Source organism: Trueperaceae bacterium (assembly GCA_031581195.1).
Taxonomy (GTDB): Bacteria; Deinococcota; Deinococci; order Deinococcales; family Trueperaceae; genus SLSQ01.
In genome coordinates, this window is the sequence record JAVLCF010000004.1 from 22,804 (window position 1) to 40,827 (window position 18,024).

14 protein-coding genes, 1 tRNA gene and 1 pseudogene are annotated in these 18,024 nt (G+C 68.5%); 6 read left to right on the forward strand and 10 right to left on the reverse strand.

The features are described from left to right. Nucleotides 1-29: 29 nt before the first annotated feature. The 6 genes from RI554_00890 to RI554_00915 form a co-directional block, all read right to left on the reverse strand. Nucleotides 30-908, reverse strand: a complete 879-nt coding sequence (locus tag RI554_00890) for a hypothetical protein (protein ID MDR9390566.1) — start codon at nt 906-908, stop codon at nt 30-32. Then, nucleotides 905-1,921, reverse strand: a complete 1,017-nt coding sequence (locus RI554_00895) for an LptA/OstA family protein (protein MDR9390567.1) — start codon at nt 1,919-1,921, stop codon at nt 905-907. The genes RI554_00890 and RI554_00895 overlap by 4 nt, the downstream gene beginning before the upstream one ends. Then, nucleotides 1,918-2,505 (reverse strand): hypothetical protein, encoded by a 588-nt coding sequence (locus RI554_00900; protein MDR9390568.1) that lies wholly within the window; start codon nt 2,503-2,505, stop codon nt 1,918-1,920. The genes RI554_00895 and RI554_00900 overlap by 4 nt, the downstream gene beginning before the upstream one ends. Then, entirely contained in the window at nt 2,502-2,981 is a 480-nt protein-coding gene (greA, locus tag RI554_00905) for a transcription elongation factor GreA (protein MDR9390569.1), read from the reverse strand. The genes RI554_00900 and greA overlap by 4 nt, the downstream gene beginning before the upstream one ends. 120 nt (nt 2,982-3,101) lie before the next feature. After that, nucleotides 3,102-3,761 carry a phosphoribosyltransferase family protein gene (locus RI554_00910; protein MDR9390570.1) on the reverse strand — a complete coding sequence of 220 codons (660 nt, stop codon included), beginning with the start codon at nt 3,759-3,761 and terminating at the stop codon, nt 3,102-3,104. Nucleotides 3,762-3,840: 79 nt separating this feature from the next. Then, nucleotides 3,841-5,037 (reverse strand): VLRF1 family aeRF1-type release factor, encoded by a 1,197-nt coding sequence (locus RI554_00915; GenBank protein MDR9390571.1) that lies wholly within the window; start codon nt 5,035-5,037, stop codon nt 3,841-3,843. 632 nt (nt 5,038-5,669) lie between these two features. On the opposite strand from RI554_00915, the gene RI554_00920 reads away from it, so the two are divergent. The 4 genes from RI554_00920 (at nt 5,670) to RI554_00935 (ending at nt 12,344) form a co-directional block, all read left to right on the forward strand. After that, nucleotides 5,670-10,580 (forward strand): Calx-beta domain-containing protein, encoded by a 4,911-nt coding sequence (locus RI554_00920; protein ID MDR9390572.1) that lies wholly within the window; start codon nt 5,670-5,672, stop codon nt 10,578-10,580. Nucleotides 10,581-11,107: 527 nt separating this feature from the next. Then, a tRNA-Ile gene (locus tag RI554_00925) sits at nt 11,108-11,183 on the forward strand. A gap of 556 nt (nt 11,184-11,739) precedes the next feature. Next, nucleotides 11,740-11,946: a hypothetical protein gene (locus RI554_00930; GenBank protein ID MDR9390573.1), complete on the forward strand. Its 207-nt coding sequence runs from the start codon at nt 11,740-11,742 to the stop codon at nt 11,944-11,946. Further along, nucleotides 11,943-12,344, forward strand: coding sequence for a type II toxin-antitoxin system death-on-curing family toxin (locus tag RI554_00935; protein ID MDR9390574.1), 402 nt, complete (start codon nt 11,943-11,945; stop codon nt 12,342-12,344). Before RI554_00930 ends, RI554_00935 begins: the two co-directional genes overlap by 4 nt. Nucleotides 12,345-12,475: 131 nt before the next feature. Here the strand turns inward: RI554_00935 and RI554_00940 are convergent. After that, nucleotides 12,476-12,661 (reverse strand): annotated as a pseudogene (locus RI554_00940) (IS30 family transposase). A gap of 282 nt (nt 12,662-12,943) precedes the next feature. On the opposite strand from RI554_00940, the gene RI554_00945 reads away from it, so the two are divergent. Beyond that, on the forward strand, nt 12,944-14,191 hold the full coding sequence (locus tag RI554_00945) for an ABC transporter substrate-binding protein (protein ID MDR9390575.1): 1,248 nt from the start codon (nt 12,944-12,946) through the stop codon (nt 14,189-14,191). A 1,145-nt stretch (nt 14,192-15,336) separates the two neighbouring features. On the opposite strand, the gene RI554_00950 is transcribed toward RI554_00945, so the two are convergent. Both RI554_00950 and RI554_00955 read right to left on the reverse strand, forming a co-directional pair. Next, nucleotides 15,337-16,542 (reverse strand): GTP-binding protein, encoded by a 1,206-nt coding sequence (locus tag RI554_00950; GenBank protein MDR9390576.1) that lies wholly within the window; start codon nt 16,540-16,542, stop codon nt 15,337-15,339. Next, on the reverse strand, nt 16,509-17,402 hold the full coding sequence (locus tag RI554_00955) for a hypothetical protein (GenBank protein MDR9390577.1): 894 nt from the start codon (nt 17,400-17,402) through the stop codon (nt 16,509-16,511). The genes RI554_00950 and RI554_00955 overlap by 34 nt, the downstream gene beginning before the upstream one ends. A 63-nt stretch (nt 17,403-17,465) precedes the next feature. Here RI554_00955 and RI554_00960 point away from each other — a divergent pair, with 63 nt between their 5' ends. Then, the gene (locus RI554_00960) at nt 17,466-17,807 is read left to right on the forward strand and encodes a hypothetical protein (protein MDR9390578.1); all 342 of its coding nucleotides are present in this window, start codon (nt 17,466-17,468) and stop codon (nt 17,805-17,807) included. A gap of 62 nt (nt 17,808-17,869) precedes the next feature. Here RI554_00960 and rpmG read toward each other — a convergent pair. Next, on the reverse strand, nt 17,870-18,024 hold a 155-nt coding region (gene rpmG, locus RI554_00965; GenBank protein ID MDR9390579.1), incomplete at its 5' end, for a 50S ribosomal protein L33.

The following is an 18,024-nucleotide window of genomic DNA, read 5'->3' on the forward strand; positions in this document are numbered from 1 at the left end:
CCGACGCGACGCCGGACGCGCGCTGAGCCTCAGTCGCTCAACTCGAACGTCCCCTCGACGTTCCCCTCGATCACCACGTCGTTCGTCTCCAGGTCGTAGCGCAACCGCCGGCCCTTCACCTCGTCGTTCCCGGCGCGGCTGACGGCGGGATCGCCGGTCAGGATCGCGACCCCCGCCCCCTCGTCCAGCTCGAGGGTGTCCGCCTCGCTGACGCGCGCCCCCGCCTCGACCCGCACGCCGCCCGTCAACGTCGAGCGGCCCCCCTCCAGCTCGTACGTCAACGCGTCCCCGTCCGCGCGCACGACGTCCCCGCCGCTGGCCGGCGTCCGGACCAGGTCCACGGGCCCGTCCATCGTGGCGACGTCCGTCCCGCGGTCGAGGAAGAAGGACCGGCCCACCACCCGCGTGCGCCCCTGCGTGAGCTCCACCTCCGGCGCGTCGGCCCGCTCGAGGCCCTCGGGGCAGGGCGGCCGCCCGAACCCGGTGGTGGCGTCGAGCGCCTCCAACGTCTCCGCGTCCGACGGTCCGGCCCCCGCCCCCTCGGCCCCCGCGTCGGGGGGCGGCTGCCGCACGATCATCAGGGGGGCGGCGACGAGCGCCGGTTCCCCCTCCTGCTGCACGATGCGGGCCGTGACGCCGCCCTCGGGGGCGTAGAAGAACGTCGCGCGGTCCTCGGGCGTCGGGTCGCACCCGGGCAGCCGCAGGATCGAGCGCGCCCCCTCGTCGGCCCGCCCGGCGTTCACGAGCTCGATGTCGGCGTCGCTGCGCTCCAGCTGCAGGCGCGTCGCGCTCTGCGCCGCCGCGCCGCCCGCCGCGAGCGCGAGCAGGAGGACGGCGCCCGCCGCCGCGCGCCGCGCCACGACCCCGCGGGCGTGACGCGCAGGGCCGCGCGGCGGCGCGGGACTCACGGCGCCTGCGGAGCGTCCTCGCCGCGTTCCTCGTCGAACAGGAACGCGGTCAGGTCGACGTCGCTGGCTTGGCTCGCGTCGATCGCCTCGACGAAGTCGAACTCGACGTCCTGCAGGATCCGGTCGCTCTCCAGCGTCACGCCGTCCGCTTCGTTCACCGACACCGCCGGCGAGCCGGTGACCTCCGCCAACTTGTCGCCGTCGTCGTAGACGACCTCGTCGCCGGTCGTGACGAGGTCGCCGTCGACGACGCGGACGTTCCCGCGCGCCCACAAGCGCTCGTCCTGCGTCAGGACGCGGATGTCGTCGGCGGTGATGACCAGTTCACCGTCCTCCTGCGCCCGGGTGATCGTGCACTGCGCCTCGAGGCACACGAGGCCCGCGAGGTCGGTCGATTCGTCGTAGCGCAGTTCGTCGCTCTCCGCGCGCTGTTCGCCCGTGACGAGCACCACGTCGCCGCGGTTGACGCTCCGGTCGGTGTCGACGTCGAACTCGACGGCGTCCGCCGTGATCGTGGTGACGTCGTCCTCCTCGGCCTCCGGCGCGATGGTGACGACGCTCCCCCCGCGCAGCACGCCGAGCCCCGTCGCCTCGTCGTACACGAGCCCGGGCCCGTCCGCCTCGAGACGGTCGCGCAGCACCCGCACGCCCCCCTCGAACGTCGCGGTGCGCCGGCCCTTCGCGCGGGAGAGCAGCACCTCCTCGCCCTCGGGCCCCGCCAGCGTCGCGACCGGACCGAGGATCGTCAGGGTCGACACGGTCGCGGTGACGCCGTACGGGTCGGGATGCTCGTAGCGCAGGGGTCCGTAGCGGAGGTTGCCGCTCTGCGTCCCGCCGCTCCCGTCGATCGTGATGACGCGCCGTTCGAGGTCGGCGTCGGTCGGGGACGCCTCCTGCGCCGTCGCGGCGCCGCCCACCACGACGAGCGTGGCGAACGCGAGCGCGGCGAACGAACGGACGGCGCGCGCGAGCGCGCGGCGGGACGGGGGGACGTGGGGGGACGCGTCGTTCATGGGGTGCCTCCGGACGCCTCGGGGCGTTCCTCGAGTTCGAATTCACTGTAGCCGATGGTGTCGGGCCCGCCCGCTTCGAACGACGTGAAGTCGAAGGCGACCCGCATCTCCTCGTAGCGGCTTTCGCCGAAGTCCTCGCCGTAGATCCGGATGCGGGGCACCTCGAAGACGCCCTCGCCGTGATCGACGACGACCTGCCGGCGGTCCGCGCCGCGCATCGCGACGTCGAGGTCGTCCTCCACCAGGTGGACGTCCATCCGGTCGCCGCGCAGGTCGTCGTCGCGCTGGATCGTCATCTCGTCGCTCGTGAGGGTGAAGTCGGTCGTGCTCCCGACCCGCCGCTCGCCGTTCTCGATGCGGCGCAACGTCGTCTCGCGGTTCCCGGGGTCGTACGTCACCTCGGGCGCCTCGAACGTCCACGCCGCCTCGGGGTCGGCCGCCGGGTAGAGGTTCACCGTCGCCGCGTTCAGCCGCACCGCGTCGTCGGCCTGCACGACCGCCTCCTGGGGGGCGAGGGCGAGGGCGAGCAGGAGCACCACCAACCCGGCGAAGCCCGCCACCGCCCAACGGGCGAGGGGGGTCACTCGAACCGGACGCTCCGCACGTGGTACGTCGTCGCGTCGCCCGCCAACGCCAGCTCGACGTCGTCGCCGGCCTTGCGCCCGACCAGCGACTGGCCGAGCGGCGACTCGTCGCTGATCTTGCCTTCGAGCACGTCCGCTTCGTGCGTCCCGACGAGCGCCAACTCCACCTCCTGGCCGGCGTCGTCGACCAACGTCAGGGTCGCCCCGAGCCGCGCGGTGGCGGCGTCGCCCTCTTCGGCGTCGACGACCTCCGCGCGGTGCAGGAGCTCCTCGAGGTCCGCGATGCGGGCCTCGTTCTCGCTCTGCAGCATGCGCGCCTCGTCGTACGCCGCGCTCTCGCGCAGGTCGCCGTCCGCGATGGCGGAGCCCATGTAGGCGCTGATCTCCTCGCGGCGCTCCTCCTTGAGGTAGCGCAGCTCCTCCTCGATCTTCGCCAAGCCCGCGGGCGTCAGGTACACCGGTTCACGATTCGCCATGGATCCTCCCGGGACGGCGCCAGGGGTCGGGACCCGTCGAAGCGTCCGGCCCGTCCCAAGGGACGAGTCTACACCGCGACCCGCCGCCGTCCGGGCCGCCGGATGGCGGACGGAAGGACGTCAGGTGCGTTCGCGGCGGGCGTCGGCCAGCAGCCGCGCGACGGCGTCGTCGGAGACCTGCGGAAACGCGGCGTACCCCTGCCCCACCGCGTGAAACGGGTCCGGCGCCTCGAGGCACACCACGGCGTCCGCCTCGCGCCGCAACCGCGCGAGGGTGTCGGCCGGCGCGAGCGGGATCGCGACGACGACGCGCGCGGGCCCGCGCCGCCGCAACGCGGCCAACGCCGCGCGCATCGTCGCGCCGGTCGCGACGCCGTCGTCGACGACGACGACCGTGGCACCCCGCACGTCGGGACGCTCGCCGTCCGCCCCGAAGCGACGCTCCCGCGCCCCCAGCTCCGCCCGCTCGCGGGCCTCGAGGTCGGCCAACGTCGCCGCGTCGATCCCGAGGCGCACCACCGCGGCCTCGTCGACGGTCTTCGCGCCGCCGCTGGCGATCGCGCCGATCGCGTACTCCTCGTGGCCGGGCGCCCCCAGCTTGCGCACCACCAGCACGTCCAGAGGGGCGTCGAGGGCCTCCGCCACGACGGCGGCGACCGGCACCCCGCCGCGCGGGAGGCCCAGCACCACGCGGCGTTCCCCGGCGCCCGGCGGACCGAGGCGTTCGAGGACCGCGTCGGCGAGGAGGCGGCCGGCGTGGCGGCGGTCCTCGAAGATCACGGGGGGCCGACCTCCGTCCCCTCGGACGCCGTCCTCTCGTACGCCATCCCCGTACGCCATCCCCGCACGCCGCGATCCCTCACCCGGCGTGGCTTCGCGGGAGGCCGGCGACCGCCCCGAGCGTCTCCGCCAACCGCCGGCCGGCCTCGCCGTCCACGACGTGGACGTCGGCCCGGCCGCGCTTCGCAGCGTCCAGCAGGAACGTCTTCAAGGGGGCCCACTCGATCGGGCCGTCGGGGCACACGCGCCGGGCGGCCGCCTCGTCCTCGGCGATCCAGCCGTCCTCGAGGCAGTGCACGACGTCGACGTCGACGTGGGCGGGGACCGCCACGACGGCGAGGTCCTGATCCACGAGGGCGTGCAGCACCGGCGCGAGCCCCGCGACGCCGTCCGCGCTCAGGCGCTGCACGAGCGCGTCGTCCTCCCGCCGGCGCGCGTCGTCGATGCGCGCCAGGAGCGGCGCCTCCCACGCGCCGGGCGGGGCGTCGGGGTCGGCCGGAGCGCTGCCGCGCAGCAAGACCGCGCGGCGCGCCTGCGGTGGGAGGGCCTCCTCCACCTGCGCGACGCGCGGCGCGTCGCCCAGCAACGCCAACCGCGCGCCGGAGCGCGTCGCCAGGGCGGCGTCGACCTGCGCGACGACGTCGCGGACGAAGTCGGCGGTCCAGGCGGCGGTGCGCGCCTCGAAGGCGTCCTGCCCGCTGCCGCCGCGGGCGGGACGCCCGGGCATGCCGGTGGCGTGTTCGGCGAAGCGACGCCACCCGGTCGGGTCGAGGGCGTGCACGTACGAGGCGGCCTCGACCACCTCCCCGAGGTCGGCGACGAACAGGCGCGCGCGGTGCGCGTCGGCGTACGTCGCGACGACGGGGGCGCGGGTCGCGAGCAGCAGCTCGATCGGGGCGGTCCAGGGACGCCCCTGCGCGACGGCGACCTCGCGCGCCCCACCGGGCAGCGGCGGGGCGACCCGCACGAACGCCCAGGCGGGGTCGGCGTCGCCCGACGCCGCCCCAGGGCCGATGGCGTAGGCCAGGTGCCCTTCGGACGTCCCGCGCAGGACCTCGCGGAGGTGTCGGAGGACCGCGTCGCGGTCCTCGCGCGTGAGGTCGGTCGTGCGCAACGCCGCATCGGCGCGTTGCGCGGGCGCGCGGGGGTCCTCCCCGGCGTGCACGTCGAGGTACAGCGTCGTCGTGGGGGCGGGGCGCTCGCGCACCTCGGCGATCCACGCTTCGAGGGTGCCGCGGGCGGGAACGTCGAGATTCGGGGTCGGGGGGGATTGCATGGGTCGCCTCCACCCCCAGCGTGCACGACGCGGACCCCCGAACCGCGTGCGGATGCCCACCCGATCGGCGGAGAGCGGTTGGGTCTCGGGGGTGGCGCGACGGACCACGCAGCCTTTCGCTCGGTGCGGGGCGTGGGGGCGCGAGTTGGCCTCCGACGGGCCCCATCCGGGTCCAAGGGGTACGACGCGGACGCGGGGTGCGCGGGCCACGCAGCACGAAATGAACCTTACAAAACCTTGCTATGACTTACACACCGTTGTTACCCTTCCAGCCGTCATGTTCATGCTTCGCCATCTCACCGTCCGGAGCGCTGCGCGTCGAGGCCACAGGCGTCGGCGTCGCGGAGGGAGTGGGCCATCGATCGCGTCCACGGGGACGACCTCCCACCGCATCACCCGACCACCGAGGTCCTCGGCGAGGCCGTCCCGTGCACGGCGGCGTCGCACGCCGCCCCCCCCTGCGAGGCAGCGCATGCGGACGCGTGCGACGCATGGGCAGGCACCGAACCCCTCCACGTCAAGCGCACGTACCACCTGCGCATCGTCGGATCCGAACCTGCCTGCGGCCACGAAAACGAAGACCTCCGCTTCGTGGCGAACCACCTCGAACCGAACGGCCATTGGAGCTCGCCATGACCATCTACCACTTCAACCGTACGAAGACCGACGCGAACGCGGGTAACGTGGGACCTCGACGGCTCGCCTCGCAACGCATGGTCTCCGCCATCGTTCTGCTGATCGTCGGGTGGGTCGCCTGCAACGTGGGGTATGCCCAAACGACCGACCTGGCCTTCGACGACATCGAGATGAACGACAGCGGTGGCATGGTGCTCACCGCCGACAACGGCTACCAAATCGTGGTGACCGGAGGCACGTCGCTAAATGCGGGAACGGGCAAAGTCTCACTTACCGCCCCCGCGAACTTCACCTTGGAGGCGCAAGGGTTCAAGATCGAGAGGATCGAGTTCACCAACATCGACGACATGGACGACTCTGCACCACGCGATTCCTTCATCGCCTCCGTGCCCGGCACGTGGGCCGACGAAACCAATCTTCAAGTCGCCACGAACTCCGACGGACTGGAAATCTTCACCCTCGATCCGGGCGTTCCGGTCTCGTGGGACGCGGATCGAAGGGACCGCTTACGGGAGGTCCCGGGCGTCGGCGACATTCTGATCAACACCAGCGGCGGCCAAAACCCGAGGAAAGAGGCCGCAAGCTTCCGGCCAGTCCCGACCGTCGAGCGGTTCAGCATTTACTATGACGACATCGACGGTTCGCGGGGCGCGGCGATGGGGTTCCTACTGAAGCCCATCCCCGAGGAGGGGGTCGGACCCCTGACCGTCGCCGTCGTAGACGACGTGCCGCCAACCTTGAGCGGACCGGACGGGTTCGGGGGCACCGCGACCAATTCGGCCATGTTCAACGTCGTGGACGACGGTCACGATCCAAACGCTGCGGCCATGACCGTGACCAGCAATGAACCCCTCGCCGAGCTCGGGCTTTCCGGGCCGGATGCCGAACGGTTCACGATCGACCTCGACGGGCACCTGACGTTCAACGCCTCCCCCTCGTACGCGGGTCCCACAGATGCAGACCAGGACAACCGCTACCACGTGCACATCGAATCCGTCGACCAGGCGGGCAACGCCACGCGCGTCGACGCGACGATCGCCGTCGCCCCCGAGGGCGGCCTCAGTGCCACCGACACGACGTCCCCGACCGTGACCTCCGAGGGGACGAGCCCGAGTGACGCCGAAGGCACGTACACCCACACGGAAGCGAGTTTGGTACCCATCGACCAATTCCAGGCCGATGAGCCCGTCACGTGGAGTCTCAGCGGCACCGATGAGAGCCTCTTCGAGATCGACGCCTCCGGCGTCCTCCGATTTCGTGAGGCGCCCCTTCACGCCGCCCCTCAAGATCAGAATGGCGACAACACGTACGACCTTACGGTCGTGGGCGAGGACGCTTCGGGCAATGCCACGGCAAAGACGATTCACGTGAGCGTTCAAGAAACGACGCCGACGCTGACGGGCCCCGACGGCCCGGGCCGACTGACGGTCGGCACCGAGTTCAAGCAAACCCTCCCTGAAGAAAATTACGTGATCGAGGGCGGTTCGCGCGTCGATGGCGACGCCAGTACCTTCAACCCCGACAATCGGTTCGACCCGGTGAAGGGACGCAACTACGCCGGAAAAATCACCTCGGACGTGCCCGTCGGGGGATGGGCCGTCGTGGACACCTCCTCCCCCGACGGGGATCGCTTCGACGTCACGTCGTCCGGGCTCGTGTTCTTCGATCACGATGGAGACGCCTCGAGCGACCCGCCGGACTACGAATCACCCAACGACGCAAACGGCGACAACGTCTACGAAGCGCTTTTCGAAGCGACGGACGACGAGGGCGACTCGCTCGTGGGCCCGGATGGCACCCCCATCACCGCAGGGTTCACGCTCACCATTCAAGACGTCGTCGAGGGGGTCCTCCCGGGGAGCGAAGCCACGCAGGCGCAATACGGCGATCGCGATGGAGACGGCGTGCCCGACGCGTTCGACCCTTCCCCGGACGAGTACGACCCGCAAGGCTTCTTCTACTGCGCGGACGACGGACGAATCGTCCCCGGGGGCGGCATCGTGGTCGAAAACGGGTCCGGGGGCACGAACAGCGACGTCGGGACCGCCAACGACATTCGCATCGTCCGAGACGGAAGCGACGGGGAATTTCAATGGTTTGCGCAAAAGGAAGATACCTACGCCGTGGAGTACGTCCCCCCGCCCGGCACGACTCTCGTCGAGACCGAAAACGAAGGCCGCCTCGACGTCACGAACCTTCTTCCCGACAACCCCGCCTTCATCGGATCCGAAGAGGACGGCGCCGGCGGCGTGCTGGTCGACTTCACACCGGCAGCCAACGCGTACTATGACGAGTTCGTCATCGAGGCCGGTGACCCTCACGTGTTCGGCAACAACGTGGCCCTGACCGACTGTGCAATCACCCACTCCGTCGTCGTCGTGCAGGACGGTCGGGAAGGTGCGGCCGGGCAGGAGGGGGACGTGGTGTTCGAGATCGTGGCGGACGATCCCGCCGAGGCCGACCAGGTGTTCGCGTACACGCTCGACGGGACCGCGGAGCCGGGGGTGGACGTGGACGCCGACGCCACCGGGACGGTGACGTTGCCGGAGGGGGAGTCCCGCGTCCGGATCTCCGTTCCCGTGTTGGATGACGATCGGATCGAGGGCGATGAGACCGTGGTTCTCAACGTTCTTCGCTATGACGAAGGGGGGGACGTGACTTCGTTCACGCCCGCCCTCGTCGCCACGGCCACGGTGCGCGACGCCCCCGAGGAGGAGGTGGTGGAGGACGTCATCCCCTCCGTCGTCGTCGTGCAGGACGGTCGGGAAGGTGCGGCCGGGCAGGAGGGGGACGTGGTGTTCGAGATCGTGGCGGACGATCCCGCCGAGGCCGACCAGGTGTTCGCGTACACGCTCGACGGGACCGCGGAGCCGGGGGTGGACGTGGACGCCGACGCCACCGGGACGGTGACGTTGCCGGAGGGGGAGTCCCGCGTCCGGATCTCCGTTCCCGTGTTGGATGACGATCGGATCGAGGGCGATGAGACCGTGGTTCTCAACGTTCTTCGCCATGTCGAAGGGGGCGACGCGATTCCGTTCACGCCCGCCGTCGTCGCCACGGCCACGGTGCGCGACGACGACACGGCCGAGATTCGCGTCACGCCCCACGACCTCTACGCAATGGAGGGGCAAGACGACCACGGGGTGCTGGGCTTTCGGCTCGAGGGCGTCCCCACGCGCGACGTGGTCATCACCCTCGAGGGCGACGATCAGTGCGCCGTCGTTCCCAGCGAGGTGGTGTTCACACCGACGGCGTTCACCGAGGAACGGCTCGCCAACGTCGTTGCGATCAACGACGACGTCCGCGAGGGACCGCATGACTGTCAACCGACCGCGACCGTGACGTCCAAGGATCCGAACTTCGACGGGCTCAACGTCGACCTCCCGGTCGTGGAGCTGGGCGACGGGCTGGTCGATCAGGTTCGAGACCCGTTGGGTGACGTTCTGCACGAGCGGCTACGCGCCGAAACGGAGCATCAAAACGACCTCTTCTTGGGCGTTGCACGCGAAGCGCGCCGAGCCCTCCTACGCACCGAGAGCGACCCGATCGGCGCCTGCCGATCGGCGTTGGCATGGCGGTCGACCGCACGGCCGGTCGTGTTCCGGCCGGGATCCGACGTGATCGAGACGCCCTCCGAAGCCACGGTGCGGAGTTGGGTGGACACGCTGCTTCGTTGCACCTCACTCCACGTGGAGGCGGCGGGCATCACGAACGACGCCGACGCGTCCCAGGCCGAACGCGACCTGGCGGAGCGACGGGCCGAGGCCGTGCGCCGCATGCTCGTCGCACACGACGTTGCCCCGGAGCGCATTCGCATCGGCGTCCACCCGGGAACCGCTGACCCGCACGGCGGAACGCCGCACGTGACGCTCCTGGCGGTGAAGGGGCAGGATGCCCCGACGCAAGGCGACCAAGACCCGTGCATCCGCGACCCCGAGTTTCGATGGAGTGGATATGCCGAGGTCGGCTCGGAACCGCTGCGTGCCGATGCGGATGCCAGCGACGTTCGCTACGACTGCCAGACCGGCGTGGAACGCTCCACGACCGGGCGCATTTCGGCGTCTCAAGTCGCCGATCTCGGCCTGCAAAGGACCCTCGAAGCCACGACGAGGTGGGAGGCATGGCGAAGCGTCGATGAACTTCGAGGGTACGCAGCGCACGTTCGCACCTCGCGTTCGACGATCTCGGCGCAAGCGGAGGGAGACATGGGCGGCACGGCGGTGCACGCTGGAGTCTACGGAGCTCGACGCTTCGATCCCGGACTGAGTGTCGACTACTTCGCGTTTGCCGGGGTGGGCCGGACCACCTTCGACACGCGGTGGGCTCGGTCGGGCGACACCATCGCGGCGGCCGGGGGGCACGTGAGCGCAACCCTTCACGGGGGTCTCGCGGCGTCCAACACGATTCGCTCCGGGGCGTGGTCGCTCATTCCGCGTGCAGGGGTGAGCTTCTCGCGCGCCATGGCAACCGATGCACGGTTCGAGGCCAGCCAAGACCGCATGAGTGAGGTGGGTACCGTCGAGGTGGCCGACGTGAACCTCGTTCGAGGCTTCGTCGAACCGACCCTTGTCCTCGAGCCGTCCCGAGCCAACGCCGAGGATCGCGGCGAAAGCCCCGAGCAGAGGCTCGAACTCGCGCCACATGTGCGCTGCGATGGAGCCTCGCAAACCGACGGCATCGCATGCGGGTACGGCGCCGACCTCACGTACGAACGTCAGGGCGATCACGAGGATGACGGGATCGGTTTGACGGTGAGCTACGATCGCAGCGACGCGTTCGTGCGCACCAGCCTCGAATTTCATCACCGCGTCGCCGTCCACGGGGAACGTGGAACGTTCGAAACGCGCCTCGGGGCGTCGGCGGACGGGGCGGCGCGACTGTCGACCCGACTCGATTGGACCTATTGAGCGGCGGGTCCGGACGGCGCGAAGGGGTGACGGCGCCTCGCACGGTCCCCGGCTTGGACGGTGACGTCCGTGCCGGGGCCCCCGCCGTCACTGCCCGTGGCACGTCAGAATTGCGCGGCCCTCGCGAACGACCGCGTGCTTGACCCGACGACGACGCAGAGAACGGCCTTCCTCGGTGTGCACGCTGGCGCAACGGGGAACGAGGACGCAGATGGAGCCCTCGATTCCGCTTTCGTCACGAAACGCGTCCCCCGACGGCACATGGGTCGAGAGAAGCATGTACCTGCGTCGAGCGCGCAGGACGCGCATCCGCAGAGGGTGAGTCAGGCTCGAGCGGCACGTGCGTCGACCGTATGAGCGTCGATGGCGTCCTGCGAGCCGTAAGCGCCCATCGTGGGCCGCGAGGGGGGCAGTTCCCGTGAAGCCCGTATACTACGTTTCCGGGATTCGAGGTGCACCGCGCCGCGCGGGCCTAGGCCTGCCCGCCGGAAACGCTCGAGGTAGGCAAGGATGGAAGATCGCCCCCAGGGCCCTTAGCTCAGTGGTGAGAGCAGGCGACTCATAATCGTTTGGTCACTGGTTCGAATCCAGTAGGGCCCACCACTTATTTTTGCGTGATGGACGAAGCTCACTGGCTTATGCCGAAACGGGCTAAGCGACCTTTGGCGGTTTGGTGTGCGAGTGGGTGTGCGAGGTATTTTCCGCCTCATCGCTGCGCCGTCTCTTCATTCATACGTCGAAATGCTTGTCGACGGCCATGAGATGCTCCTCATCGGCGGCTAGTTGATTCCCCACGGATGGCCACAACGCACTGTACGGCGCAGCCTGATACCCTTCGCGAGCGGTACGACAGGAAGGATTTCGAGCGTTGTAGCAGTCATCTACATAGAATGAGCTCCGCATACGTCTCGCCTGACGTTTCCTATCAGATCCATGGAATCGCGCACCCGACACATCTCGCTTCACGAATGCCAACGGCGTTGCAAAAACGTAAGAACGCCACATCAGGTCCCCGCTTGGTGTCGTTCCACACCAGATCATGAGGCTTTAGCCCCTAATGGTCATTGCGAAACTCGGGTGGCGCCTGAAACGTTTACGGGTGACATACGCTGCCGCGCATGCAGCCCGACCACTGCTATCAGTATGGTATCATTCGTTTATGGCCTTGACAGTGCGCACCGATCCTGAGCTTGAAAACGCCCTGAAAGCGCTTTGCGAGAGTGAAAGCCTTTCACGCCAAGAAGTGATTCGCCGAGCCGTTCTGGATCGGTTCGAGGTTTCCGTGCATCGCCAACGAGTTGAGTCTGCGACTGACGTCGCCATGGAGCGCTGGAGCGACGTCTTAGATCGCCTTGGATCAGCTTGACCGAGCCAGAACCTACACCGACCGAGTTTCTTGACCTCCAAGATCTTCTAGCGCTCACTCGACGCCTTGACGTCGGGCCTGTCCGAGACCTCGGCCTTCTCGAGGCGGCTTGTTCGCGGCCACAGGCGAGCTTGATGGGTGTTGATGCGTACCCCACACTCGCTGGAAAAGCTGCAGCTCTCACTCACTCCGTCGTAACAAGTCATGCCTTGGTCGATGGAAACAAACGCCTTGGACTCCTCGCGCTCGTGGTCTTTCTCGGCATTAACGACATGGTTTTGAACCTCAGCGACGATGAGGCATTTCACTTCATCATGGAAATCGCATCAGGGCAATACGATGTTATCGAGATCGAAACGACCCTGGCGGAATGCACCGCACCATTCGAATTTCATTGATCGCTCGTCAGCGTATCGAAAGGTCCAACGCTTTTCGCCAACAGCCTCTACCAGTCCGCGTTTCTCTACGCCCGCGACCAACGGATTCCCGTACTGGTCACGTGAAACAATCGTGGTTTCGGCGGGCGTCTTCAATCGGTCATCGCAACACATTGGGCATACGCCTCGGCTGGTGATCGCCAGTCGAGTGTCTTTCGGGGTCGTTGGTGGAGGCTGTCCGCGACCGCATCGAGATCAGCTTGATTGGTCGTATCGAAGTCGGTTCCTTTCGGAACGTATTGCCGTAGGAGTCCGTTCGTGTTTTCGAGGCCGCCTCGCAGGCAGGTGTCAACGCCGGTTTGGTCGTGGACGCCGTCCAATTTAAAACCGGCGGCCACACCACGGCCCCGCGCCCATCCCTGCTCGGACCGACCTCCCCGTGCCGCGGCACGGGGGCGCGACGTCGGAGGCGCCCGCGGCCCACGTTTGGGTTCGGTGGAGGTCCCTGGGACGGCGGCTGGTATCGCGGAACCTCGTCTTCGTCGTGGTATGCACATCTCCTACCTTCGCTTCGCGGAGGGGTTCGAGGGGTTCGCCGAGAACCGGAAAGGGTGGTTCACGTGAAGAAGGCATTGGGCATCGTGGCCGCGCTCGCCGCAGCCGCAGGGATCGTGAGCGGGTGCGCGACGAGTTCGCCGCCGTCCCCGCCGTCGTCCGCGCCGTTGAAGCTTGGCTACCTGCTGCCGGAGACGGGGAGGCTCGCGTTCGTCGGTCCCCCGATGATCTCGGGTGTGCAGTTCGCCGTCGCGGAGATCAATGCCGCTGGGGGCGTGCTCGGCCACGAGGTGGAGCTTCTGCGTGGCGACGAGGCCGACGATCCCGATCGCGCTCGGGAGGAGGCGAGCCGTCTGCTCTCGAGCGGGGTGCACGGGATCGTCGGTGCTGCAGCGACCGGGATGACGTTGTCCGTGATCGACGACGTCACGGGCGCTGGGGTCGTTCAGTGCTCTCCCTCCAACACGGGGATCGGTCTCACGACCTATCCCGACGGCGGCTACTACTTCCGCACGGCACCCAGCGATGCCGTTCAGGCCCCCGTCCTCGCCGACCTCGTCGCCGAAGCGGGCCACACGACGGTGGCGATTGCGGCGAGAGACGACGCGTATGGGGTTCCGTTCCTCGAACAGGTGCGCCGGAGCCTCGCGGCCCACGGCGTGACGGTCGTGCTCGAGCAGGTCTACGATCCCGAGGGAGGTGCCTTCGGCTCGGTGTCCGAGGCGATGGTCGAGTCCGGTGCGGACGCGTACGTGATGCTCAGCTTCCTCGAGGGTGCGCCGATCATCCAGGGCCTGCTCGATTCCGGCGTGGAGGCAAGGCACGTGTTCGGTGCGGACGGGATCGCGGGGGCGGCGTTCGCCGACAACTTCGCCTCGCCCGCGGTTCTCGAGGGCATGCGCGTGACCGTTCCCACGGCCTTCGTCCCGGAGTCGTTCGAAGCTCGGTTGCTCGAATTCAACCCGGAGCTGGTGGATTTCCTGTTCTCGCCCAACGCGTACGACTGCGTCAACGTGATGGCGTTGGCCGCGACGGTGGCGGGATCGACGGCGTCGGAATCGATGCGGGACCGCATGATCGCCGTGACGCACGGGGACAACGCGTGCACCACGTTCGCGGAATGCATGGCGTTCGTCGAGGCGGGTGAGAGCATCGCCTACCAGAGCGCGGTCGGTATTCCCCTGAACTTCATGGAGGTCCGTGAGGGGGGTGGCGAGCCATCTCGCGCATGGATTGAGACGTCGACGTGGGAGAACGGCGCCTACCGTTCGACCGGACTCCGTGTCGGTGACGTGCTGGACGTCGGCGACTAGGTCGCACGCGACGCATCGAAGGGCGGGGGACGGAGGACGCGATGCTCCGTGGGGTCACCGAGGAGGTGCGCGTGTCGCGGGGGTGCGTCTCGCCCGTCGGCTGGCGTTCGCGACGTCCGTTGATGCGCCCGAACACCAGCGCATCCTTAGCGGTGGATGGACATGAGGTCGTGGGTTCTTCGGTGGAGGTGGTCGAGGGCGCTTGATCCTTGATGCCGCCGTGTTCGCGGGGGCGTCGTCGTGCACGCTGCCGGGCCGGTCGGCTGAGGCGGGTGGGAGGGGGCACGTGCCGCCATACGCCGATTCCCGCGTGAGGGCCTGGATGAACCGTTCGGGCGTGCCGTGGATCCCGGGCGTGTACGGCCGGGTGCGGGTGGGACGAAGACCGTGGGCCCGTAGGAGGGCGGTGAAGGCCTTGCCGTGGAAGCACGAGCCGTCGTCGGTCATGACGCGTTCGACGCGCATGCCGATCTGCGCGTCGAACGCCAGGGCCGCCACGAGGAACGCGATGGCGTCGGCCGTCCCCTCGTCGGGCTGCACGTCGGACCCGCCGCTGCGGGACCGACCGTCGGCCGCGACGAACACGAACTCCCAGCTGTCCGTGCGTGCGCGCGGTTCGCTCACCGGTCACCCCGTGGCCCGCCGTCTCGATCCGGACACGGTTCTCGATGTCGAGATCGATCCACGTCCCCGGCGCGCCCTCCTCGTCGTGGTGCGCGGGGGATGGGTCTACGTACGTGCGTGGGTTCATGCCGTGTCCCGTCGGGATCCCCCGCCCGGTACCGTTCTTCCGCAGGATCCGACGTCCCAAACGCACCACGTTCATGCGGCCGACGACATCCTGCGGCGTTTTGCGGGTCGGCCTTTTCGGCCGGCGGGAGTGATCCCGCACGCCATGCTCGACGTTCTCCCGGAAACGATGCAGGCACGTGCTGGCGGCATCCCGCATCGTCCGGTCGTGCTCGGCGGCCGCTCGAATCGTTCAGCCCTCCTCGACCACCCGACGAGGAAGCACCTTGCGCTTCGTGGACGTCGAGGCGGCCCTGGCATGAAGCTTCCTGCTCGACCTCGTTGCCCCGATGGGCGACGACGCACAGGACCTGCAGGTACGACATCGCTCGAGATCCCCACCGCCCCTCCCCCTCTCACCAGACGGGCAGGTCGTCTTGAAAGGTGCTCCACACCGGTAGTCCCGCGCTCGCTTCGTCCTCGGTGACCAACGCTTCGTCGAGGCGAGCGCGCAAGGCGTGTTCCTCGACGCCGATTCCAATGACGGCGATGCGATGCTTTCGGTCACCCCAAGGCTCGACCCAATCGGCGCGGATCGCGGCGACCTCCTCCTCGGGGACGTCCCACGACCCTTCGGGCTCGACGGCCCACCACGTGCCGATCGGTTCGATGGTGATCGAACGCCCCGCAAGGGAAAGGAGCCCGACGTACGCAGGCCTCGTGGCGAGCCAGAAAAAGCCTTTCGCGCGAACGACGCCCACCCATGTTTCGTCGTCTGCCAGAAGCGCTTCCAACCGCTTCGGGTGGAAGGGCCGCCGGGCCTCGTAGACGAACGAACGAATCCCGTACTCTTCGGTTTCCGGGATGTGCTCCCCTTGCAACTCCTGGATCCAGGCACTCGATTGCGAGACCTGATCGAGGTCGAAGTGGCCCGTGGCCAGAACGTCGCGTGGGTCGACCGCTCCATGCTCGGCCCGCACGATTCGCGCGTGGGGGTTCAAAGATTTGAGCGTCGCTTCAACGCGGTTCAGGTGGTTCGCATCGACGAGGTCACACTTGTTGACGACGAGGACGTCGCAGAACTCGACTTGGTCGGTCAGCAGGTCGACGACCGTCCGTTCGTCATTTTCGTCGGCGCGCTCGCCGCGTTCATGAAGGGCGTCGGTGGTGCCGAAGTCGTCGAGGAAGGCGGATGCGTCGACGACCGTCACCATCGTATCGAGGCGGGCGACCTCGTGGAGTCCCCGCCCGGTCTCGTCATCGAATACGAACGTTTGGGCGACGGGGAGCGGCTCGCTGATGCCTGTGGATTCGATGAGGAGGTAGTCGAAACGTCCATCTCGCGCGAGCCGGCTGACCTCGGCCAGGAGGTCTTCGCGGAGAGTGCAGCAGATGCACCCGTTCGTCATTTCGACGAGCGCCTCTTCGGTGCGGGAGAGTTCGGCGCCGCCTCGCGCGACCATGTCGTGGTCGATGTTCACCTCGCTCATGTCGTTGACGATGACGGCAACCCGAAGACCTTCGCGGTTTGTGAGGACGTGGTTCAGGACCGTCGTCTTTCCGGCCCCAAGGAAGCCGGACAGAACGGTTACGGGGAGGGGTGCGGCGGGTTCGAGGGGCACGCGGACGTCCTTTCGGTGGGGGTCGCGAGGTTCGTTCGGGGACGGCTTGTGGTGGCGTCGGGGGACGTGAGGCCTGCGTCTTCGAGGATGTCGTCGAGCATGAGGGGGAGAACGTGACTTGCAGACGCCAGCGTGAGCGCGGCGTAGCCCACGCGCCCAAACGCGAAGGCGCCCAAGGGGTAGATCGGTGGGAGGCCTTTCCACCTCCCGGCGGCGTCGAGGATCGGAGTGTTTCGGGCGGGTCCACCGACGTTCACGGGCGCCTTGGCCGAGCTTGCGGCCTCTGCAAGGAAGGGCAGGTCACGGATCCGTGGCGATGCCCCCGTGGCGGCGACGACCAGGTCGTATCGCTCCACCTGGCGTCCTTGGGGGGCCTGGTCGAACACCACTTGCGCTTGGCCGAACACCTCGTCGACGTGGCGGACGCGGGTGTGGTGCTCGACCCGAATGCCGCGTTCGGAGGCTCGGTCGGCCGAGCCCGGCACCGCGCTTCGGGGAACGTGCATGTTTTTGAGGATGCGTCGCCGCTCGCCGTTGCTTCGGCGTGCGAAGCGGGTGATGACGTTGGGGTCGCACCACCGCGTTGGAAAGGGGAACTGGCGTTCGACGGGGTGGGGATGCCGGCTGAGGAGCGTGACGTGGGCGCCGCGATCGGCGTAGGCAAGGGCGGTTTCCCAGGTGCTGGAGTTCGAGGAGCCGATGACGGCCACGTGGCGCGGCAGAGGGTCGGCGGGAGGTCCGTCGAACGAGTGGCGACGGAGCGTCCGTGGGAGCCTCGTCCAGCCGTCACGCCAGGGCTCGGGAAGGTAGCGTTGCGTGGCAACGCCGACGGCGACGAGCAGGACGGTGGCGTCGACCACGTCTCCGGTGTCGAGTTCCAGGGTCCAGGTGTCGGCGTTGGGCGTCGCGCGGATGACGCGTCCTTGGAGGACGGGGTCGTCGGCGTGGTTTCGTCGAGCCAGGTCGTTGGCGTATGCGTGAACGTCGGCTCGGCGTGCTCGGTGGCGTTCGCTCGCTCGCTGTTCGTTGAACTGTGCGTCATCGGCCATGGCGAGCGAGTAGACGTCCGCCAGTGGGCGGTGTTCCTGAGCGTTGCGCCAGGCGGTCATGGATCGCGATGGATCTCCGAGTGTGAAGTCGAACTCGCGGGGGCTGCGCAGGTGCGTGACGTGCTGCATGGGTCCACCCGCTCCGTAACTCGGGAGCCACTCGGTCGCACCGTCGATGAGCAGGTAGGCGCCTTCGAGGCCGCGGTCGCGGAGTAGTAGATGGAGCGCAAGGCCGTGTGGGCCGCGGCCTCCGATGACGGCAATGGGGGTGCGGTGCCTCACCGAAGCTTTTCTTCGTGAAAGCGAACGTGCCTGCGCAGGATGGGGTCGTATTTCCGGAGGGAGAGGCGGGAAGGGGTCGTTTGACGGTTTTTCGTCGTGACGTAGCCGTACCCCGTACCGGCCGAGCTACGGAGAACGACCTTGATGCGCG